The 15,143-nt window shown below is 61.1% G+C and carries 15 protein-coding genes and 1 pseudogene; 9 read left to right on the top strand and 7 right to left on the bottom strand.

What is annotated here, in order from left to right; genetic code table 11:
* Window positions 1-41 precede the first annotated feature (41 nt).
* From leuD to B7L72_RS14540, 3 genes are all read right to left on the bottom strand, one after another.
* Window positions 42-680, bottom strand: a complete 639-nt coding sequence (gene leuD, locus B7L72_RS14550) for a 3-isopropylmalate dehydratase small subunit (RefSeq protein ID WP_081195188.1) — start codon at window positions 678-680, stop codon at window positions 42-44.
* Window positions 677-2,110, bottom strand: a complete 1,434-nt coding sequence (gene leuC / locus B7L72_RS14545; protein WP_081195186.1) for a 3-isopropylmalate dehydratase large subunit — start codon at window positions 2,108-2,110, stop codon at window positions 677-679. Before leuC ends, leuD begins: the two co-directional genes overlap by 4 nt.
* Window positions 2,111-2,263: 153 nt before the next feature.
* Window positions 2,264-3,067: a GntR family transcriptional regulator gene (locus tag B7L72_RS14540; RefSeq protein WP_039180436.1), complete on the bottom strand. Its 804-nt coding sequence runs from the start codon at window positions 3,065-3,067 to the stop codon at window positions 2,264-2,266.
* A gap of 147 nt (window positions 3,068-3,214) precedes the next feature.
* Between B7L72_RS14540 and B7L72_RS14535 the strand changes: the two genes are divergently transcribed.
* The 6 genes from B7L72_RS14535 (at window position 3,215) to B7L72_RS14510 (ending at window position 8,636) form a co-directional block, all read left to right on the top strand.
* Window positions 3,215-3,634: a nuclear transport factor 2 family protein gene (locus B7L72_RS14535; protein WP_016914976.1), complete on the top strand. Its 420-nt coding sequence runs from the start codon at window positions 3,215-3,217 to the stop codon at window positions 3,632-3,634.
* On the top strand, window positions 3,631-4,560 hold the full coding sequence (locus B7L72_RS14530; protein ID WP_081195184.1) for an isocitrate lyase/PEP mutase family protein: 930 nt from the start codon (window positions 3,631-3,633) through the stop codon (window positions 4,558-4,560). The genes B7L72_RS14535 and B7L72_RS14530 overlap by 4 nt, the downstream gene beginning before the upstream one ends.
* Window positions 4,561-4,628: 68 nt before the next feature.
* Window positions 4,629-5,294 (top strand): isochorismatase family protein, encoded by a 666-nt coding sequence (locus B7L72_RS14525; protein ID WP_039180438.1) that lies wholly within the window; start codon window positions 4,629-4,631, stop codon window positions 5,292-5,294.
* 15 nt (window positions 5,295-5,309) lie between these two features.
* Entirely contained in the window at window positions 5,310-6,263 is a 954-nt protein-coding gene (locus tag B7L72_RS14520; protein ID WP_081195182.1) for a polysaccharide deacetylase family protein, read from the top strand.
* Between the two features lie 4 nt (window positions 6,264-6,267).
* A complete protein-coding gene (locus B7L72_RS14515) occupies window positions 6,268-7,215 on the top strand; it encodes a polysaccharide deacetylase family protein (protein WP_016914980.1) in 948 nt (315 codons plus the stop codon).
* A complete protein-coding gene (locus tag B7L72_RS14510; RefSeq protein WP_016914981.1) occupies window positions 7,215-8,636 on the top strand; it encodes an FAD-dependent oxidoreductase in 1,422 nt (473 codons plus the stop codon). The genes B7L72_RS14515 and B7L72_RS14510 overlap by 1 nt, the downstream gene beginning before the upstream one ends.
* Before the next feature lie 107 nt (window positions 8,637-8,743).
* Here B7L72_RS14510 and B7L72_RS14505 read toward each other — a convergent pair whose 3' ends face one another.
* Window positions 8,744-9,706, bottom strand: a complete 963-nt coding sequence (locus B7L72_RS14505) for a chromate resistance protein ChrB domain-containing protein (RefSeq protein WP_016914982.1) — start codon at window positions 9,704-9,706, stop codon at window positions 8,744-8,746.
* A 78-nt stretch (window positions 9,707-9,784) separates the two neighbouring features.
* Here B7L72_RS14505 and chrA point away from each other — a divergent pair, with 78 nt between their 5' ends.
* Window positions 9,785-11,161, top strand: a complete 1,377-nt coding sequence (chrA, locus tag B7L72_RS14500; protein ID WP_081195180.1) for a chromate efflux transporter — start codon at window positions 9,785-9,787, stop codon at window positions 11,159-11,161.
* A gap of 58 nt (window positions 11,162-11,219) precedes the next feature.
* On the opposite strand, the gene B7L72_RS14495 is transcribed toward chrA, so the two are convergent.
* Genes B7L72_RS14495 through B7L72_RS14485 form a run of 3 tightly spaced genes read right to left on the bottom strand, consistent with a single transcriptional unit; the run spans window position 11,220 to window position 13,065 of the window.
* Complete coding sequence (locus B7L72_RS14495; protein WP_081195178.1) at window positions 11,220-11,438, bottom strand: DUF1653 domain-containing protein; 219 nt, start codon at window positions 11,436-11,438, stop codon at window positions 11,220-11,222.
* A complete protein-coding gene (tcdA, locus tag B7L72_RS14490) occupies window positions 11,435-12,283 on the bottom strand; it encodes a tRNA cyclic N6-threonylcarbamoyladenosine(37) synthase TcdA (protein ID WP_081195176.1) in 849 nt (282 codons plus the stop codon). Before tcdA ends, B7L72_RS14495 begins: the two co-directional genes overlap by 4 nt.
* 8 nt (window positions 12,284-12,291) lie before the next feature.
* A complete protein-coding gene (locus B7L72_RS14485) occupies window positions 12,292-13,065 on the bottom strand; it encodes a pseudouridine synthase (protein ID WP_016914986.1) in 774 nt (257 codons plus the stop codon).
* Window positions 13,066-13,232: 167 nt separating this feature from the next.
* Between B7L72_RS14485 and B7L72_RS14480 the strand changes: the two genes are divergently transcribed.
* A complete protein-coding gene (locus tag B7L72_RS14480; protein WP_176212898.1) occupies window positions 13,233-14,768 on the top strand; it encodes an ABC transporter substrate-binding protein in 1,536 nt (511 codons plus the stop codon).
* A 20-nt stretch (window positions 14,769-14,788) separates the two neighbouring features.
* A pseudogene (locus B7L72_RS14475) lies at window positions 14,789-15,143 on the top strand (ABC transporter permease); the annotation flags it as partial.

The raw sequence follows: 15,143 nt of genomic DNA, 5'->3' as shown, positions 1-15,143 counted from the left end.
CGCGGGGTGGCTGCTCTGACGGCCGCCTGGCCCGGGCCGCTTTATCCTTTGCTGATGATCGCGGCACTGGGCGGCACGGGCACCACCCATGGAAACTGCTGTTCGTAGTGCGCGGCGAAAGTATCGATCTCTTCAAGATGCTGCCGGGTCATATCGATATCGTCCCAACCGTTCAGCAGCTTGGTGCGCCACACGGCCGAGACGCTAAAGGATACGCACAGCTCGCCGACGCGAATATGCTGCGCTTCCAGGTCCACCACGATAGGCGCAGGGGCCTCGGACAGCGCCTGCAGCAGCTGTTCTGCGGCCTCCTCCGTCACCACGGCGGGCAGCAAGCCATTGTTGACGGCGTTGGAGGCGAAGATATCGCCAAAGCTCGGCGCCACGACGCAGCGGAAGCCATCGTCCACCAGCGCATAGACAGCCGCCTCGCGGGAAGAGCCAGCGCCAAAGTTGCGTCTACTGACCATGACTTCCGCCTGGCTCGCCATGGGATGATTGAGCATGACGTTCGGCACCCGCTGGCCCTGTTCGTCATGGCGCACGTCATGCAGCAGAAACTGCCCGTACCCCACGCTGCGTGGCTCCTTCATGAAGCGGGCAGGAATCAGCTGGTCGGTATCGACGTTCGCGGCGGGTAACGCCACCCCCAGAGTGTCCAGGATGGTGATGGGTTTCATGACGGCTCTCCCGAGGCGCGGGGTGAGGAGGAAGCGAGCTGGCGCACGTCGGTCAGCCGCCCGTTGATGGCCGCAGCGGCCACCATGGCGGGCGACATCAAATGGGTACGCGCTCCCGGGCCTTGGCGCCCTTTGAAGTTACGGTTGGTGGTGGACGCACAGCGCTCGCCGCTGGCCACCAGGTCCCCGTTCATGCCCACACACATGGAACAGCCGGAGTGGCGCCACTCCAGTCCTGCGGCCTTGAAAACACGGTCAAGCCCCTCGGCTTCGGCCTGGGCTTTTACCAGGGTCGAGCCCGGAGACACCATGCCCGGCACGCGGCTTTCATGGCCTGCCAGCACGGCGGCGGCGGCACGCAAGTCTTCGATCCGGGCATTGGTGCAGGAACCGATGAAGACGCGGTCGATGGTGATATCGGTAAGCTTTTGCCCTGCCGTCAATCCCATGTAGGCCAGGCTCTCCCGGGCCTGGCGCGCTTTGGCAGGGTCATCCAATTGCGCAGGATCGGGCACGTGCTGATCAATGGGCAGCGCTTCTTCAGGCGAGACGCCCCAGGTCACCGTGGGGGCGATTTCGTCGGCATTCAGCACCACTTCCAGATCGAACTCCGCATCAGGGTCGCTGCATAGCGTCGCCCAGTGCGCACAGGCCTGCTCGAACGCCTCACCCTTCGGGCACCAGGGGCGTCCACGCAGGTAGTCGAACGTCGTTTGATCCGGGGCGATCATGCCGCAGCGCCCGCCCCCTTCGATGGAGAGGTTGCATAGCGTCAGCCGCGCTTCCATGGAGAGCGCCCGAATCGCCTCGCCCGCATACTCGATGGCATAGCCGCGAGCGCCGTCGGCCCCCAGCTTGGCAATCCAGGTCAGGGCGATATCCTTGGCGGTGATACCTTCCGCCAGTTGGCCATCCACCGTAATACGCATCACTTTGGGCTTGCTCTGCCACAAGGTTTGGGTGGCCAACACATGGGCCACTTCTGACGCGCCAATCCCGAAAGCAATACTGCCGAACGCCCCGTGGGTGGCGGTATGGCTGTCGCCGCACACCATCACCATACCGGGTTGAGTAAGCCCCTGCTCGGGGCCCAAAACATGCACGATCCCCTGGCGAGGGTCTTCCAGACCAAACAGCGTCACCCCGTGCTGTTGCGTGTTATGGCTGAGCTGCTCGATCATCGAGCGCACCTTGGCGTCTGCCACGTCGGCAAGGTCGCGTGCCTGGGTGGGCACATAGTGGTCGGCAATACCAAAGGTCAGGTCTGGTCGGGCGACGGGCAGCTGCCTTTCGCTCAACTTGTTGAAGGCGTGGAACGACCCTTCATGGACAAAGTGACGATCTACCCACAGCAGGCTTTGGCCGCTTTCGCTGCGATGCACTTCGTGGGTTTGCCATACCTTGTCGAATAGCGTCTTGGGGGAACTCATTGTCGTCACTCGCGGCCTCAGTGCGCCTTGCCAGGCTTGTCATTGTTACCCCAATACAACTAGCGCAGTTATCCAGCACAGGTCAAATGTATTTTTTAAAATTTTAAATCTGTATTAAATTTAATACATTAAAAGCAGAGCAAAAATGCCTACTTACCCCTCGCCTTGGGTGGGCCCACCGCCCACACGGGGCTCCCAGTACCGCGCATCGCCATTGCCGTTGCGCTCCAGATCGATCTGAAAACGATAGCGATCAGGCCGATACAGCGCCTCCAGATGCTCCACTCCTCGCCCCTGCTCATCGAACACCACGCGGGTCAGGGAGATCAGCGGCGAGCCCACGGTGACATCCAGCGCCTGGGCCACGTCATGGCTCGCCAGGGTGGCCGAAATGGATTGCGACGCGTGGTCCACCTTCACGCCGCTGCGCTCCAGCAGCACGAACAGCGGCGTATTGGCCAGATCCATCTCGTTGTAGTGCAGCGCGATGGCTTCCGGCACGTGGGTAATCAGATGCGAAAACGGCTTGCCATCGACCATCCGCACCCGCACCGAACGCTGCACCTTGCCGCCCTTGGCCATGCCCAGCCGCTCGCGAATCATCTCCGGGGGCGGAATGTAGGCAAACTCCAGCAGGCGCACCTGGGACGCCTGGCTCATCTTGACCATGTTGGGCATCAGGTTGGAGACGCTGGCCGTCATCACCGTGGCATCCAGCGGCTGCTCCAGCACCACGGTGCCCACCCCCGCCCTGCGATCGACCAGCCCGGCAGACTGCAGCGCCTCCATGGCGCGCCGAACGGTCACGCGGGAAACGCCGTGCTGCTCGGCCAGCTTGTTTTCGCCCGGCAGCTTGCTGTCGGCGGGCAGCCTGCCGCTGAGAATGGCATCTTTCAGCAGCAGGTATATCCGGTGCGATTTAGTCCCACCCACCGCCGAGGACTGTGCATCACTCATTCACGCCCCTCCAGGGTATGCTTCAAAAAATATTCACATCGGGCTTGACGCGAGAACAACAATAGACATAAAAATGTATTAAATATAATACATATAAAACACCGTATCAGCATACCGCATTTGCCATATCAACAAGAGTAATGCGCCGTGAAGAATACGCAATGCCTCGATGTTCACCCCCATGACGTGCAGCAGGTGCTGACGTTTCTGGACGCCATGGAAGCACGCGATCTACCGCTTGCCCAGCGCTGTCTGGCCGAGCATGTCGTCATGCAGTTTCCGGGGGCGCCCGCCATGCATCATCTCGACGACGTGGTGGCGTGGGCCCGACACCGTTATCGCCGCGTCAGTAAAACCTTTCATGCCGTGAACCACTGTTTGACACCTCGCCAGAGCATCGTCGTGTGCCACGGCGAGCTGGCCGTCGAGTGGTTGGACGGCAGCACCAGCGCCAGCGTGCGCTTCATTGACCGCTTCGAATTAACCGATGGACTGATTACCCGCCAGGATGTCTGGAACGACCTGGCGCTGGCGCAACCCGCCCCCCACATGACGAGACCGCTATGACACGCCAACACAATGTTTCCCATCAGGCTTCCCACCAGGCTTCCTCTCCCCTGGCGCACCAGCCAGCCCAACTGAAGCAGCACTTGAACGACAGCAGGATCGTCGTGGCCCCCGGCGTCTTCGATGCCCTCGGCGCATCGCTTGCCGAGCAAGCAGGCTTCGACACCGTCTACCTGTCAGGTGCCAGCCTGGCCTACACCCAGTTGGGCCGCCCAGACATTGGCCTGCTCAGTATTACCGAAATTTGCACCGCCATGTCGCACATTCGCGAGCGCACGCAGCTTTCGGTGGTGGTGGACTGCGATACCGGCTTCGGCAACGCCATGAACGTCATGCGCAGCGTACGTTTGCTGGAGCGCGCGGGCGCCAATGCCATTCAGCTGGAAGACCAGACCTATCCTAAACGCTGCGGCCACCTGCGTGGCAAAACGCTGGTCTCCAAAGGTGAAATGGTCGGCAAATTGCATGCCGCATTGGACGCTCGGGAAAGCGACAGTACGCTGATCATCGGCCGTACCGACGCACTGGGTGTCGAAGGCACCGACAGCGCCATCGAGCGCGCCCAGGCCTACTATGAAGCGGGCGTCGATATGCTGTTCATCGAAGGCATTCGCAGCGACGAAGATATCGGCAAGATCATGGCACAGTTCAAAGGCAAGGTGCCCATCATGGCCAACATGGTGGAAGGCGGCGACACCCCGCTGAAAAATGCCAAAGCCCTGGAAGCGCTGGGCTTTTCGATGGTGATTTTCCCAGGTGCGCTGGTCCGGGCCATCACCCACATGGCCAGCCGCTTTTTTGCCACGCTGAAAGAGGATGGCACCACCGATGCGTTTCGCGGGCAGATGCTCGATTTCAAACAGCTCAACGACTACCTGGGCACCCAGGCGATGCTGGAGCTGGGCGAACAGTACGACAATCGCTAGCGCTCGTTCATCGGTACGTTGCGATTAGTGACCCGTGCCGCCAACCAATAACGATTCAGGAGACGATGATGCAGACCACCGACAAAACGGCAAAAGAGATCTTTCACGAGGTGATGGCCAACCCGCAGCGAGTGCCCTTCGGCTTTGGCAAGAAAGCGGTGCTAGTCAATGTGGACCCGCAAAAGGCCTACACCCGCACCGACCTCTTCAAGACCGCCTACGAAACCGACCCCAAACAGCTGGAGTATACGAACCAGTTGGCGCGTGGCTTTCGGGAGAAGGGCTGGCCGGTGGTCTGGACCCATGTCGCCTTCCTGGACTCCGCCGAAGATGCAGGCGTGTGGGGCACCCGTACCGACACCCCCGACTCGCTGCAAAACATCAAGTACGGCTCCGAGCGTGCCGAGTTCGACGAGCGCTGCGAGATCGACCGCAGCCGCGACGTAATCTACACCAAGCGCATGCCCTCGGCATTTTTTGAAACGCCGCTGCAGTCACTGCTGGTATGGCACCAGGTCGACACGGTGATCATCACCGGTGGCTCCACGTCGGGCTGCATCCGCGCCACTGCCGTGGAGAGCCTGTCCCGCGGCTACCGCACCATCGTGCCCATGGAGTGCGTGGCCGACAAGCACGAGAGCTACCACTACGCCAACCTGACCGACCTGCACCTCAAGTACGCCGATGTCATGCCCGTGGCTGACGTGCTGGCGTGGCTCGAGGGCGATGCATAAGGCGAGGAGCCCACGATGAAAGAGTCACTTGGCGTTTACGACTACTGGGCCTACGACCAGCGCCCGAAAATCACCTGGCCCGGCGGCGCGAAGGTAGCCTTCTGGGTGGCCCCCAATATCGAGTATTACGAGATCGACCCGCCGCAGAACCCGAGCCGCAAGCCGTGGCCGCACCCCCACCCGTCGGTGCCCGGCTACAGCATTCGCGACTACGGCAACCGGGTGGGCCACCAACGCCAAATGGCCCTGCTGGATAAGTACGGAGTTCGTGGTTCGGTATCGCTTTCCGTGGCGCTCTGCGAGCACCACCCAGAAATCATCCAGATGTGCAAAGAGCGCGACTGGGAGTTCTTCAGCCACGGCATCTACAACACCCGCTACACCTATGGGCTGAGCGAAGCCCAGGAGCGGGCGATGATCCGCGACAGCATGGAGACCATCCATCGCCACACCGGCCAGGCCTGCGCCGGGTATCTGGCGCCTGCGCTCTCCCATTCGGAGCGCACCCTGGACCTGTTTGCCGAAGTGGGCGAGGAGCTATTCGGCGAGCAAGGCGGTGTTTACACCTGCGACCTGTTCCACGATGACCAACCCACGCCGGTCAGCGTGCGTTCCGGCAAGCGGTTCATCTCGATGCCCTACTCGCTGGAGATGAACGACACCATCGTCTACGCGGTGAACAAGGTCGAGCCGCGCCAGTACGCCACCATGCTCAAGCGCCACTTTGACCGCCTGTACCTGGAGGGCGCAGAGTCCGGCACGGTGATGTGCATTCCCACCCACAACTATCAGGTGAGCTGCCCCCACCGCATCAAGGCATTCGAAGAAGCGCTGGAGTACATCACCGGCCACCCGGATGTGTGGGTCGCCACGGGCCGCGAGATTGCCGATTACTACCTGGCCCACCATTACGATGCCGCCCTCGACAGCATCCAGGCCCAGGCCGCCACCGCACGCAGGGAGGGCTAATCCTATGGCATCCAACGACATGGCGCTCAACGACGACTATCTCGATTACCCCTTGCGTCGCCACGGCTACGACCACGACCGCTATGCATGGTCGATGCTGGGCGAGCGCGCCCCCATTACCTGGCCCGGCGGCAAGACATTGGCGGTGTGGATCAACATATCGCTGCAGTTCTACCCGCTCGACCAGCGCGGCGTACCGTTCAAGGTACCCAACGGCATGACCATGCCCTACCCGGACCTGCGCCACTTCTCGCTGCGGGATTACGGCAACCGCGTGGGTATCTATCGCGTGCTGAAAGCGCTGGCCGCGCACAACATCACGCCTACGTTTGCGATCAACGCCCAGCTTGCCGAGCAGACCCCCTATCTGGTGCAGCGCTTGAAAGAGCACGGCGGCGAGTTCATTGCCCACGGCTGGAACATGGACCACCTGCACTACGGCGGCCAGCCCCTCGAAGAAGAGGCCGAGCTGGTCCAGCGCTCCGTGAATACCCTGCGGCAAGTGACCGGCCAACCGGTACGCGGCTGGCTCAGCCCCGCCAAGCACCAGAGCTTCAACACCCTGGACCTGCTAGCAGACAACGGCATCGAGTACTGCGCCGACTGGGTCAACGACGATTTGCCTTACGCGTGTAACACCAACACGGGCAAATTAATCATGATGCCGCTGGCCACCGAGATCGAAGATCAGTTCGTGATGAGCCAAAACCTGCATTCGGAAGACTCATGGGTGACGCAGGTAAAAGACGCGTTCGATTTTCTGCTGGAAGAGTCCCGGGAACAGGGTGGGCGGCTGTTTGCGCTGAACCTACACCCATGGCTGGTGGGCCAGCCTCACCGTATTGCCTGCCTGGAAGAGGTGCTGGCACACATCAGCGGGCATGCCGACGTATGGCAAGCCCCGGCGGGCGAGATTCTGGACGCCTTCCACCAAGCGGCGGAGCAAGCATAATGGCGATACTTCCTTATTCACCCGGTGGTTTCGATGCCCACCTGCCGCTGCTGATCATCGGTGCGGGTGCCTGCGGGCTGGTGGCCGCCCTGGCAGCACAGGAAGCGGGTATCGAGCTTGCGGTGCTGGAGCGCGATGCTCTGCCCCGTGGCAGCACAGCGATGTCGTCGGGGTTTATTCCTGCCGCCAATACGCGCTTTCAGCATGAGCTAGGCGTCACGGACTCTGCCGAGGCCATGGCAGAGGATATTCAAAAGAAGAACGGCTTCGAGGCGGACCCGGCCATCGTCGACCTGCTGGCCAACCAATCCGGCCCCACCATCGAGTGGCTGGCAGACCGGCACGGTGTGCCTTTCGAACTGGTGGAAGGCTTTCTCTACCCTGGCCACCGCCACCTGCGCATGCACGCCACGCCTCGGCGCACTGGGGAAGAGTTGATGGGCGCGCTGCTCAACGCCGCCGAAGCCGCAGGCATCGACATCCTGACCCAGGCCCGGGTAGTGGATCTGCACGTGGACAGCTCCCAGCGCGTGCGTGGCGTCACCCTGGAGCGCCCAGACGGCAGCCGCGAAAGCATTGGTTGCGACGCGCTGATTCTAGCCTGCAACGGCTATGGCGGTAACCCTGAGCTGGTCGAGCGCTACCTGCCCACGCTGAAACACGCACTCTATTACGGCCACGAAGGCAACCAGGGCGATGCCTTGCTGTGGGGCCAGGCAATGGGCGCGAGCACCAAGGATCTGGGCGCCTGCCAGGGCCATGGCTCCCTCGCCACGCCGCACCAAACGCTGATCAGTTGGGCGCTGATGATGCAAGGGGGTATTCAGGTCAATATCAAGGGCGAGCGCTTTTCCAATGAGCATGGCGGCTACTCCGAACAGGCCGCCAAGGTGCTGGCGCAGCCGGAGCAAGTGGCCTGGAACCTGTATGATGCGCGCATTCATGAGTCTGCGCAGGCGTTCGAAGATTATCGTAATGCCGAGGAGAGCGGCGCGGTACGCAGTTTCTCAAACCTGGAAGAGATGGCCACGGGCCTGAAGCTCCCCCTGGGCGCACTGCAAGCCACCTTCACTCAGATGCAGCAGCACGCCTTGCAGCAAACCACGGATGCATTTGGCCGCCGCTTCGAACCCGCCAACCTGCTGAAAGCCCCCTACTACGCCATTCGCGTCACCGGGGCGCTGTTCCATACCCAGGGCGGCCTGGAAGTGAACCGCAAGGCCCGCGTGCTCGATACCCAGGGCCAGGCACTGCCCAACCTGTTTGCCGCAGGCGGCGCGGCGCGCGGGGTGTCGGGCTCCAACGACAGCGGCTATCTTTCCGGCAACGGGCTGTTGAGCGCCGTGGTGCTGGGCGCGGTAGCAGGCAAAAGTGCCGCCGAGCTGCTGCACTTGAAGCTCAGCTCCGCCGCGCTTCCTTGATATTCATGGATTGGTAGCACACCACCCAATGGTCAGGTGGTGTGCTTAATCCACTCGCAATATCCAGCAAAAGGCACACCCATTGCCATTGGGCAGCCAACGTTAATTTAACCTGTACTCCCCGCCAAATACCCCTGATAGAGGTCGTCAAACAAGCTATCTGTGTGCTGCAGCAAGACATCATCGTTGTCACAGCGCTCCCTGGCCCCGGCTAGCATAAGCTTTAATCCCACAGCCTCTGCGACAGGTGTGCCACCTACATCCAAGTAGTGAACAAGCGCTGCCATCCTTTGCAAACCCATATCTTGCTCAAGGCCAAAGCTTGCGATCAGTACTTCAAAGGTCACCTTTTCACCAACATGAGTGAAATCTGCGCCATCAAAGTCAAACCCAAGCGCACCGACTGGGCATTGGCTTGGATGTGCAAGCCAGACAAAGTGGGCCTCTGGATCGATGAAACGCCGTATCAGCCAGGCAGAAGCGAGCCTATCCACCCAAGGGCGACGACGCGTTGCCCACACTTTGGCGCAAAATTTGGCACGCTCAAGCCGAGGGATGTCAGCCTGAATTGACCGTGGCTCGTCTGGTACAAAACAGCGATTGAAGAGGGTCTCAGCGTTTGCCAATTCCTGGACAGTTTGTTCGCCTTCTGGTCCAGGAAAAAAGTCGATCTCCACAATACTATGTAAACGACGTTGCAACTGGGTCAGTTGGCGCTGTGCTTCTCGCGCCTCCAATTGAGAACATGCTTGCTGCCAGACGAGTACATCCGCCTGCAACGCTTGAAAATCTGATGTGCGATCAAAAAGTGAAGCCAGCACATCAGCACTATCGATGGCGGATTCGGCTACTTCGATCAGCAGTGCGTTTCCTTTCAATTCCCGAACAGCGACCATTTGCTCCTCCAGCGCTTTCCTACGCGAGTGGCTGGCAGGCAGCAGATACACGCCATCTCTGAGCACCGCAGCACCCAAACCACGCAGTGCCCGCCAAATCCTCATCCGTGGGGTACCCGCCCGTCCCGCAAGACGCATGATCAGTATTAACCAATGCTGTGCATGATCAGCCATACCGGCTCCTTCGTTGTACGTATGACTAACTTGTTATACATTTTACAAAAAACCTCTCACTTCACCAAAGAGTGTTCCATGCATCCCATCAATGAGTCGCCCCATCACGTCCCATTTCGCGAGGCCGTCAAAGTATGGTTGAGAATAGCGCTATTGAGCTTTGGTGGCCCCGCAGGGCAAATAGCGGTGATGCATCGCATTCTTGTTGAAGAAAAAAAATGGATTGGAGAGCGCCGTTTTCTTCACGCACTGAACTATTGCATGATGCTTCCGGGACCAGAAGCGCAACAGCTGGCTATTTATATCGGGTGGCTGATGCATCGCACCAAAGGCGGCTTGGTCGCGGGCAGTCTTTTTGTGTTGCCTGGCTTCATCGCTATTCTTGCCTTGAGCTACCTCTATGCCACCTTGGGCAACGTGGGTGCCGTTGAAGGGCTCTTCTTTGGGCTCAAGGCCGCCGTGCTGGCCGTCGTACTCAATGCCGTCGTTCGCATCGGTAAGCGAGCCTTGAAAAACCGGGTCATGCTCAGCCTTGCTGCGGCCGCGTTTATTGCCATCTTCTTTTTCGAAGTGGCATTCCCACTGATCATTCTGAGCGCCGCTCTACTCGGTTATTGGGGAGGAAAACATGGCATCGCGGCCTTTCAAGCAGGAGGCGGCCATGGCAATGCCGACGCCTCGGTACTGAGCGACCGGGATTCTCTACTTGGCGAAGGGCTGCCTGCCCATGCACGCCCCAGTCGCCAGTGGTCTCTGCGCATGTCAGGTACGTTGCTCCTGTTATGGCTGACCCCCGTAGTACTGCTCTTGGCTCTATTCGGTAGCGACAATGTATTCAGCCAGATTGCGCTCTTCTTCAGTCAAATGGCGGTAGTGACGTTTGGCGGCGCTTACGCGGTACTGGGCTACGTCACTCAAGAAGCGGTGCAACATTACGGGTGGTTAGCGCCGGGTGAAATGCTGGATGGCCTGGGCATGGCGGAAACCACCCCAGGCCCACTGATTCAAGTCGTGCAGTTTGTCGGATTTATGGGCGCTTTTCGTGAGGCCACAGGCCTTGACCCCATGGTAGCGGCAACGCTGGCGGCATTGCTGACCACTTGGGTAACGTTCGTTCCCTGTTTTCTCTGGATATTTCTGGGCGCTCCCTATGTAGAGCGCCTACGCGACAATCGCGCCCTGAGCGCTGCGCTGTCCGCCATTACCGCTGCAGTCGTCGGGGTAATTCTCAACCTGGCCATCTGGTTCGGGCTTCACGTCATCTTCGCTGACGTAGGCGAATGGCACATCATGGGCGCTCGTTTGCTGATACCTGACGTAGCCACTCTGGACCTGCTGGCACTATTGCTGTCGGCAAGCGCCATGATCGCAATTTTTCGTTTCAACGTAGGCATGCTCACAGTGCTGGCTAGCTGCGCTATTTTTGGTGTTTTGGCATCTTTAGCAGGCTTGTAAACGATCAGATACACCATCACTCACTCATTGTGCGATGGTGTGTTATCTGAGTCAGCGCCTAAAACGCCTTCTCCAATGCAAAGCGCGGCTGGGTGCTGCCCTCTTTCGTCACGCTCTCCATGAACATCGCCAGCGGGCGCACCCAGAGGCCGTAGTCGCCGTAGAGGGCGCGGTAGACCACCAGCGGTTCTTCGCTTTCGCTGTGCTGGGCGGTGCCCATCACTTCGTAAAGGTTGCCTTTGTAGTGGCGGTAAATGCCAGGGGTCGGGGTGGTCATTCGCTTTCCTCTTGGATGGCTTGAGTGACGGTAGGCTGATTGGCTTTTTTGGCGAGGCGCTCAAGCACCTTTGAAGCGGCCACGAAGCCAAAGGTGCCGGTGAGAAAGGTCGCCGCGCCAAAGCCGGAAGCGCAGTCCAGGCGTGTGGCATCGCCGCTGCCGGGCTTTTGCAGGCACACTTCGCCGTCGGCGCCGGGGTAGATCAGCTGCTCGTCGGAGTAGACGCACTCCACCGAAAAACGCCGCTTGGGGTTGCGGGAGAAGCCGTAGTCGCGGCGCAGCCGGGAGCGCACTTTGGAAAGCAGCGGGTCGTGCTCGGTGCGGGTCAAATCCGCCACTTGAATGCGCGTGGGGTCGGTTTGCCCGCCTGCCGCACCGGTGACGGTAATCGGGATTTTGCGCCGCTTGCACCAGGCAATCAGCGCGGCCTTGGCGATGACGCTGTCGATGGCATCCACCACGTGGTCGGCGTCGTCGGGAATGCGTTCGGCCAGATTGGTGGGCGTGACGAAGGCGGTATCCGCGATGATTTCGATCTCGGGGGCAATCAGGCGGCAGCGCTGGGCCAAAACGTCTACTTTGGGCTGGCCAATCGTGCCATCCAGCGCGTGAAGCTGGCGGTTGACGTTGGAGACACATACGTCGTCCAGATCGATCAGCGTGAGCTTGCCGATGCCTGAGCGGGCTAGCGCCTCGACCGTCCAGCTGCCCACACCACCAACCCCGACGACCACCACGTGGGCACGGCGAAATGCCTGCGCCGCACGCTGGCCGTAAAGGCGCCGAATACCGCCAAAGCGGAAGTCATAATCGCTGGAAGAGGGCGTGGATTCATTCAATGACATGGGCTGACTCACAGGGCTTGCAGGACAGAAGGCTTGGCAATGGGCGGGGTTCGCACGCTATCCAGGGGTAAATGCCCCTGCCAGCCAAACTGCTCGAACAGGTGCTTCATGGTGTCGTCCACGGCACAGCCAAGCTGAATGCGCTTATCCAGCAGCGGGTGATCGAAGGCCAGGTAAGTCGCTGCCAGCAGCAGGCGTGGCGCTGCCAGCTGTTCGGCAAAAAAGCGGTTGTGGACACTCTTGCCGTGCTTGGCGTCGCCGATGATCGGGTAGCCGCGACGGGACAAATGGCGGCGTATCTGGTGGCGTCGCCCGGTCAGGGGGCGTGCCTCCACCAGCGAGTAACGCGCCACCGGGTAGCGGTCTACCTGTACGGGTAGCTCGACGCTGTCCAGGCGGCGAATGTCGGTCATCGCGGGCATGGCGGGCATTTCCGCCTTGGGTCGGGTGCCGTCCTCCTCCCTGAGCGGGTAGTCCAGCCGCTCCTGCTCAGGTGCCTTGCCGCGCACCACGGCCAGGTAACGCTTCTCCACCTGGCGTTCGCTGAACGCTTCGGCCAGCAGCGCCGCCGCTTCCGACGAGAGCCCCAGCACCATGACCCCGGAGGTGGGGCGGTCCAGCCGATGCACGGGATATACCCGCTTGCCCAACTGGTCGCGCAGGCGCTGGAGCAGAAATTCGGTTTCTCCCCGCGCCAGGGCGGAGCGGTGCACCAGCAGCCCGGAAGGCTTATGCACGGCAACGAGATGCTCATCCTGATAGAGGATGTTGAGTGGCGGCATGGAATTCCCTACTAACGGCATGAAACGACGACCCGGGTGGCGATATGCCCGGCGGGCTATTGTCGCGGCTACAGAGGTGAATGTCATCCGTTGCACAGACGAGAATGACTTTCATACCTAACCTGATATGTTATAAAATAACCCTTTTATTCCATCAGGAGTTTCTTATGAAGCACGCCTTTGCTGCGGGAGTCACCCTCCTACTGGCTTTACCCGTAACGCCTGCTGCATGGGCGAACGAACAGCGCCTGGATATCGTCGCCCCGTGGGAAATCAAGGGGCCAGACCCGGCCATCTCGGGCTATGTATTTGGCCGCATGCGCGTGGCCGAGACCCTGGTGGACACCGACTCGAACGGGCAGCTTGCCCCAGGACTCGCCAGCGCCTGGGAGGTCTCCGAAGACGGTCTGACATGGCGTTTCACGCTGCGGGAGGGGGCCACCTTTCATGACGGCAGCGCCGTGACCGCCGAGGCAGCGCTCCACAGCCTGGAAGTCGCCCGTGCCAAACCGGGCATACTCGACAGCGCCCCGATTCAGCAGATGCGGGCCGACCAGGGTGCCGTGGTCATCGAGCTGGAAAGCCCCTTCTCGCCCCTGCCGGCCCTGTTGGCACACTCCACCGCGCTGATTCTTGCCGATGCGGCGTTTGCCGATAATGGCGACGTCGTGGCGATGATCGGTAGCGGCCCTTATCAGGTGGAGGCGCTCTCGCCCCCGCAGCGCATGACCGTCACGCGGTTCGAGGATTACTGGGGGGAGCCCGCCAACATTGCCAGCGCCAGCTACCTGGCCGTTAGCCGAGGCGAAACCCGCGCCCTGATGGCCGAAAGCGGTGACGCCGATATCGTGTACACCCTGGACCCTGCCAGCCAGGCACGCCTGGCGCGTAACGCACGGCTGGCGCTGCACGCCGAGCCGCTGCCACGCACCATCATGTTGAAACTGAATGCAGGCCATGCGCTGCTGGAAGATACGCGCGCTCGTCAGGCGCTGAGCATGGCCATCGACCGGCAGGGCATTGCGGCGGGCCTGCTGCGCACCCCGGAAGCCGCGGCCGCCGAGCTCTTCCCGGATAGCCTTGGCCCCTGGCACCTGGGGCTTGACCCTGCGGATGCCCAGGATATCGAGGCCGCCAAAGCGCTGCTGGACGAACTGGGCTGGGAAGCAGGGCGTGATGGCATGCTGGAGCGCGATGGCCAGCCGTTTGCCTTGACCCTGCGCACCTATGCGGATCGCCCCGAGCTTCCGGTCGTGGCCACTGCCCTGCAGGATCAGTGGCGCGATATTGGTGTCGCGCTGGAAGTCGCCATGGGTAACGCCAGCGAGATCCCTTCCGGCCACCACGACAACAGCCTGGAAGTCGGCCTGGTAGGCCGCAACTACGGTCTGGTGCCCAACCCGCTGGGCTCGCTGATGGACGATATCGGCAGTGACGCCAACTCGATGGGCGGCGACTGGGGCACCATGAACTGGCGTGACGAAGAGGTGGCTCAGTGGCTGGACGCGCTGCGTCAAGCCACCGACGAGCAGACCCTCGATGACCTGGCACCGCTGGTCGCAGAGCGCCTTCACCAGCAGATGCCGCTGATTCCCGTGGCCTGGTATCAACAAACCGCAGCGGTCAACAGCGCCCTGGAAGGGTTCTCCATCGATCCGCTGGAGCGCAGTTACCGCATCGACCAAATGGGGTGGGCAGAGTGATATCACGCTGGAACCATGGATTGGGCCGACTACTGTGGTCGCGGCTGTTGCAGGCAGGGCTGGTGGCCTGGCTGGTGGGCACGCTGACGTTCATCATTACCCGCACTCTGCCAGGCGATATGGCCTACCGCATTGCCGCCGGTCGCTATGGGCATGACATGGTGGATGGCGCCGCCGCCGAGGCCGTGCGGGCCGAGCTGGCGCTGGACCAGTCGGGCCTGGGCGCCTACCTGGGCTGGCTCTGGGATCTCGTCCAGTTCGATCTGGGCCGCTCGCTGGTGAGCGGGCGGCCCGTGCTGGAAGAGCTTTCCCACCAGTTGGGCCACTCCTTGAGCCTGGCCGTGGTGGCGGTGTTGCTCTCGCTGCTGATTGGCC

The organism is Halomonas sp. BC1, from assembly GCF_002078135.1.
In the GTDB taxonomy this organism is placed as follows: Bacteria; Pseudomonadota; Gammaproteobacteria; order Pseudomonadales; family Halomonadaceae; genus Vreelandella; species Vreelandella stevensii.
Note: the sequence above shows the minus strand (reverse complement) of the source record. Positions and strands in the feature narration are given on the sequence as shown.

What these genes read in the sequence shown, in the direction of transcription:
- leuD (WP_081195188.1), bottom strand. Translation starts at nt 680, where the DNA reads ATGAAACCCATCACCATCCTGGACACTCTGGGGGTGGCGTTACCCGCC.
- leuC (WP_081195186.1), bottom strand. Translation starts at nt 2,110, where the DNA reads ATGAGTTCCCCCAAGACGCTATTCGACAAGGTATGGCAAACCCACGAA.
- B7L72_RS14540 (WP_039180436.1), bottom strand. Translation starts at nt 3,067, where the DNA reads ATGAGTGATGCACAGTCCTCGGCGGTGGGTGGGACTAAATCGCACCGG.
- B7L72_RS14530 (WP_081195184.1), top strand. Translation starts at nt 3,631, where the DNA reads ATGACACGCCAACACAATGTTTCCCATCAGGCTTCCCACCAGGCTTCC.
- B7L72_RS14525 (WP_039180438.1), top strand. Translation starts at nt 4,629, where the DNA reads ATGCAGACCACCGACAAAACGGCAAAAGAGATCTTTCACGAGGTGATG.
- B7L72_RS14520 (WP_081195182.1), top strand. Translation starts at nt 5,310, where the DNA reads ATGAAAGAGTCACTTGGCGTTTACGACTACTGGGCCTACGACCAGCGC.
- B7L72_RS14515 (WP_016914980.1), top strand. Translation starts at nt 6,268, where the DNA reads ATGGCATCCAACGACATGGCGCTCAACGACGACTATCTCGATTACCCC.
- B7L72_RS14510 (WP_016914981.1), top strand. Translation starts at nt 7,215, where the DNA reads ATGGCGATACTTCCTTATTCACCCGGTGGTTTCGATGCCCACCTGCCG.
- B7L72_RS14505 (WP_016914982.1), bottom strand. Translation starts at nt 9,706, where the DNA reads ATGGCTGATCATGCACAGCATTGGTTAATACTGATCATGCGTCTTGCG.
- chrA (WP_081195180.1), top strand. Translation starts at nt 9,785, where the DNA reads ATGCATCCCATCAATGAGTCGCCCCATCACGTCCCATTTCGCGAGGCC.
- B7L72_RS14495 (WP_081195178.1), bottom strand. Translation starts at nt 11,438, where the DNA reads ATGACCACCCCGACCCCTGGCATTTACCGCCACTACAAAGGCAACCTT.
- tcdA (WP_081195176.1), bottom strand. Translation starts at nt 12,283, where the DNA reads ATGTCATTGAATGAATCCACGCCCTCTTCCAGCGATTATGACTTCCGC.
- B7L72_RS14485 (WP_016914986.1), bottom strand. Translation starts at nt 13,065, where the DNA reads ATGCCGCCACTCAACATCCTCTATCAGGATGAGCATCTCGTTGCCGTG.
- B7L72_RS14480 (WP_176212898.1), top strand. Translation starts at nt 13,233, where the DNA reads ATGAAGCACGCCTTTGCTGCGGGAGTCACCCTCCTACTGGCTTTACCC.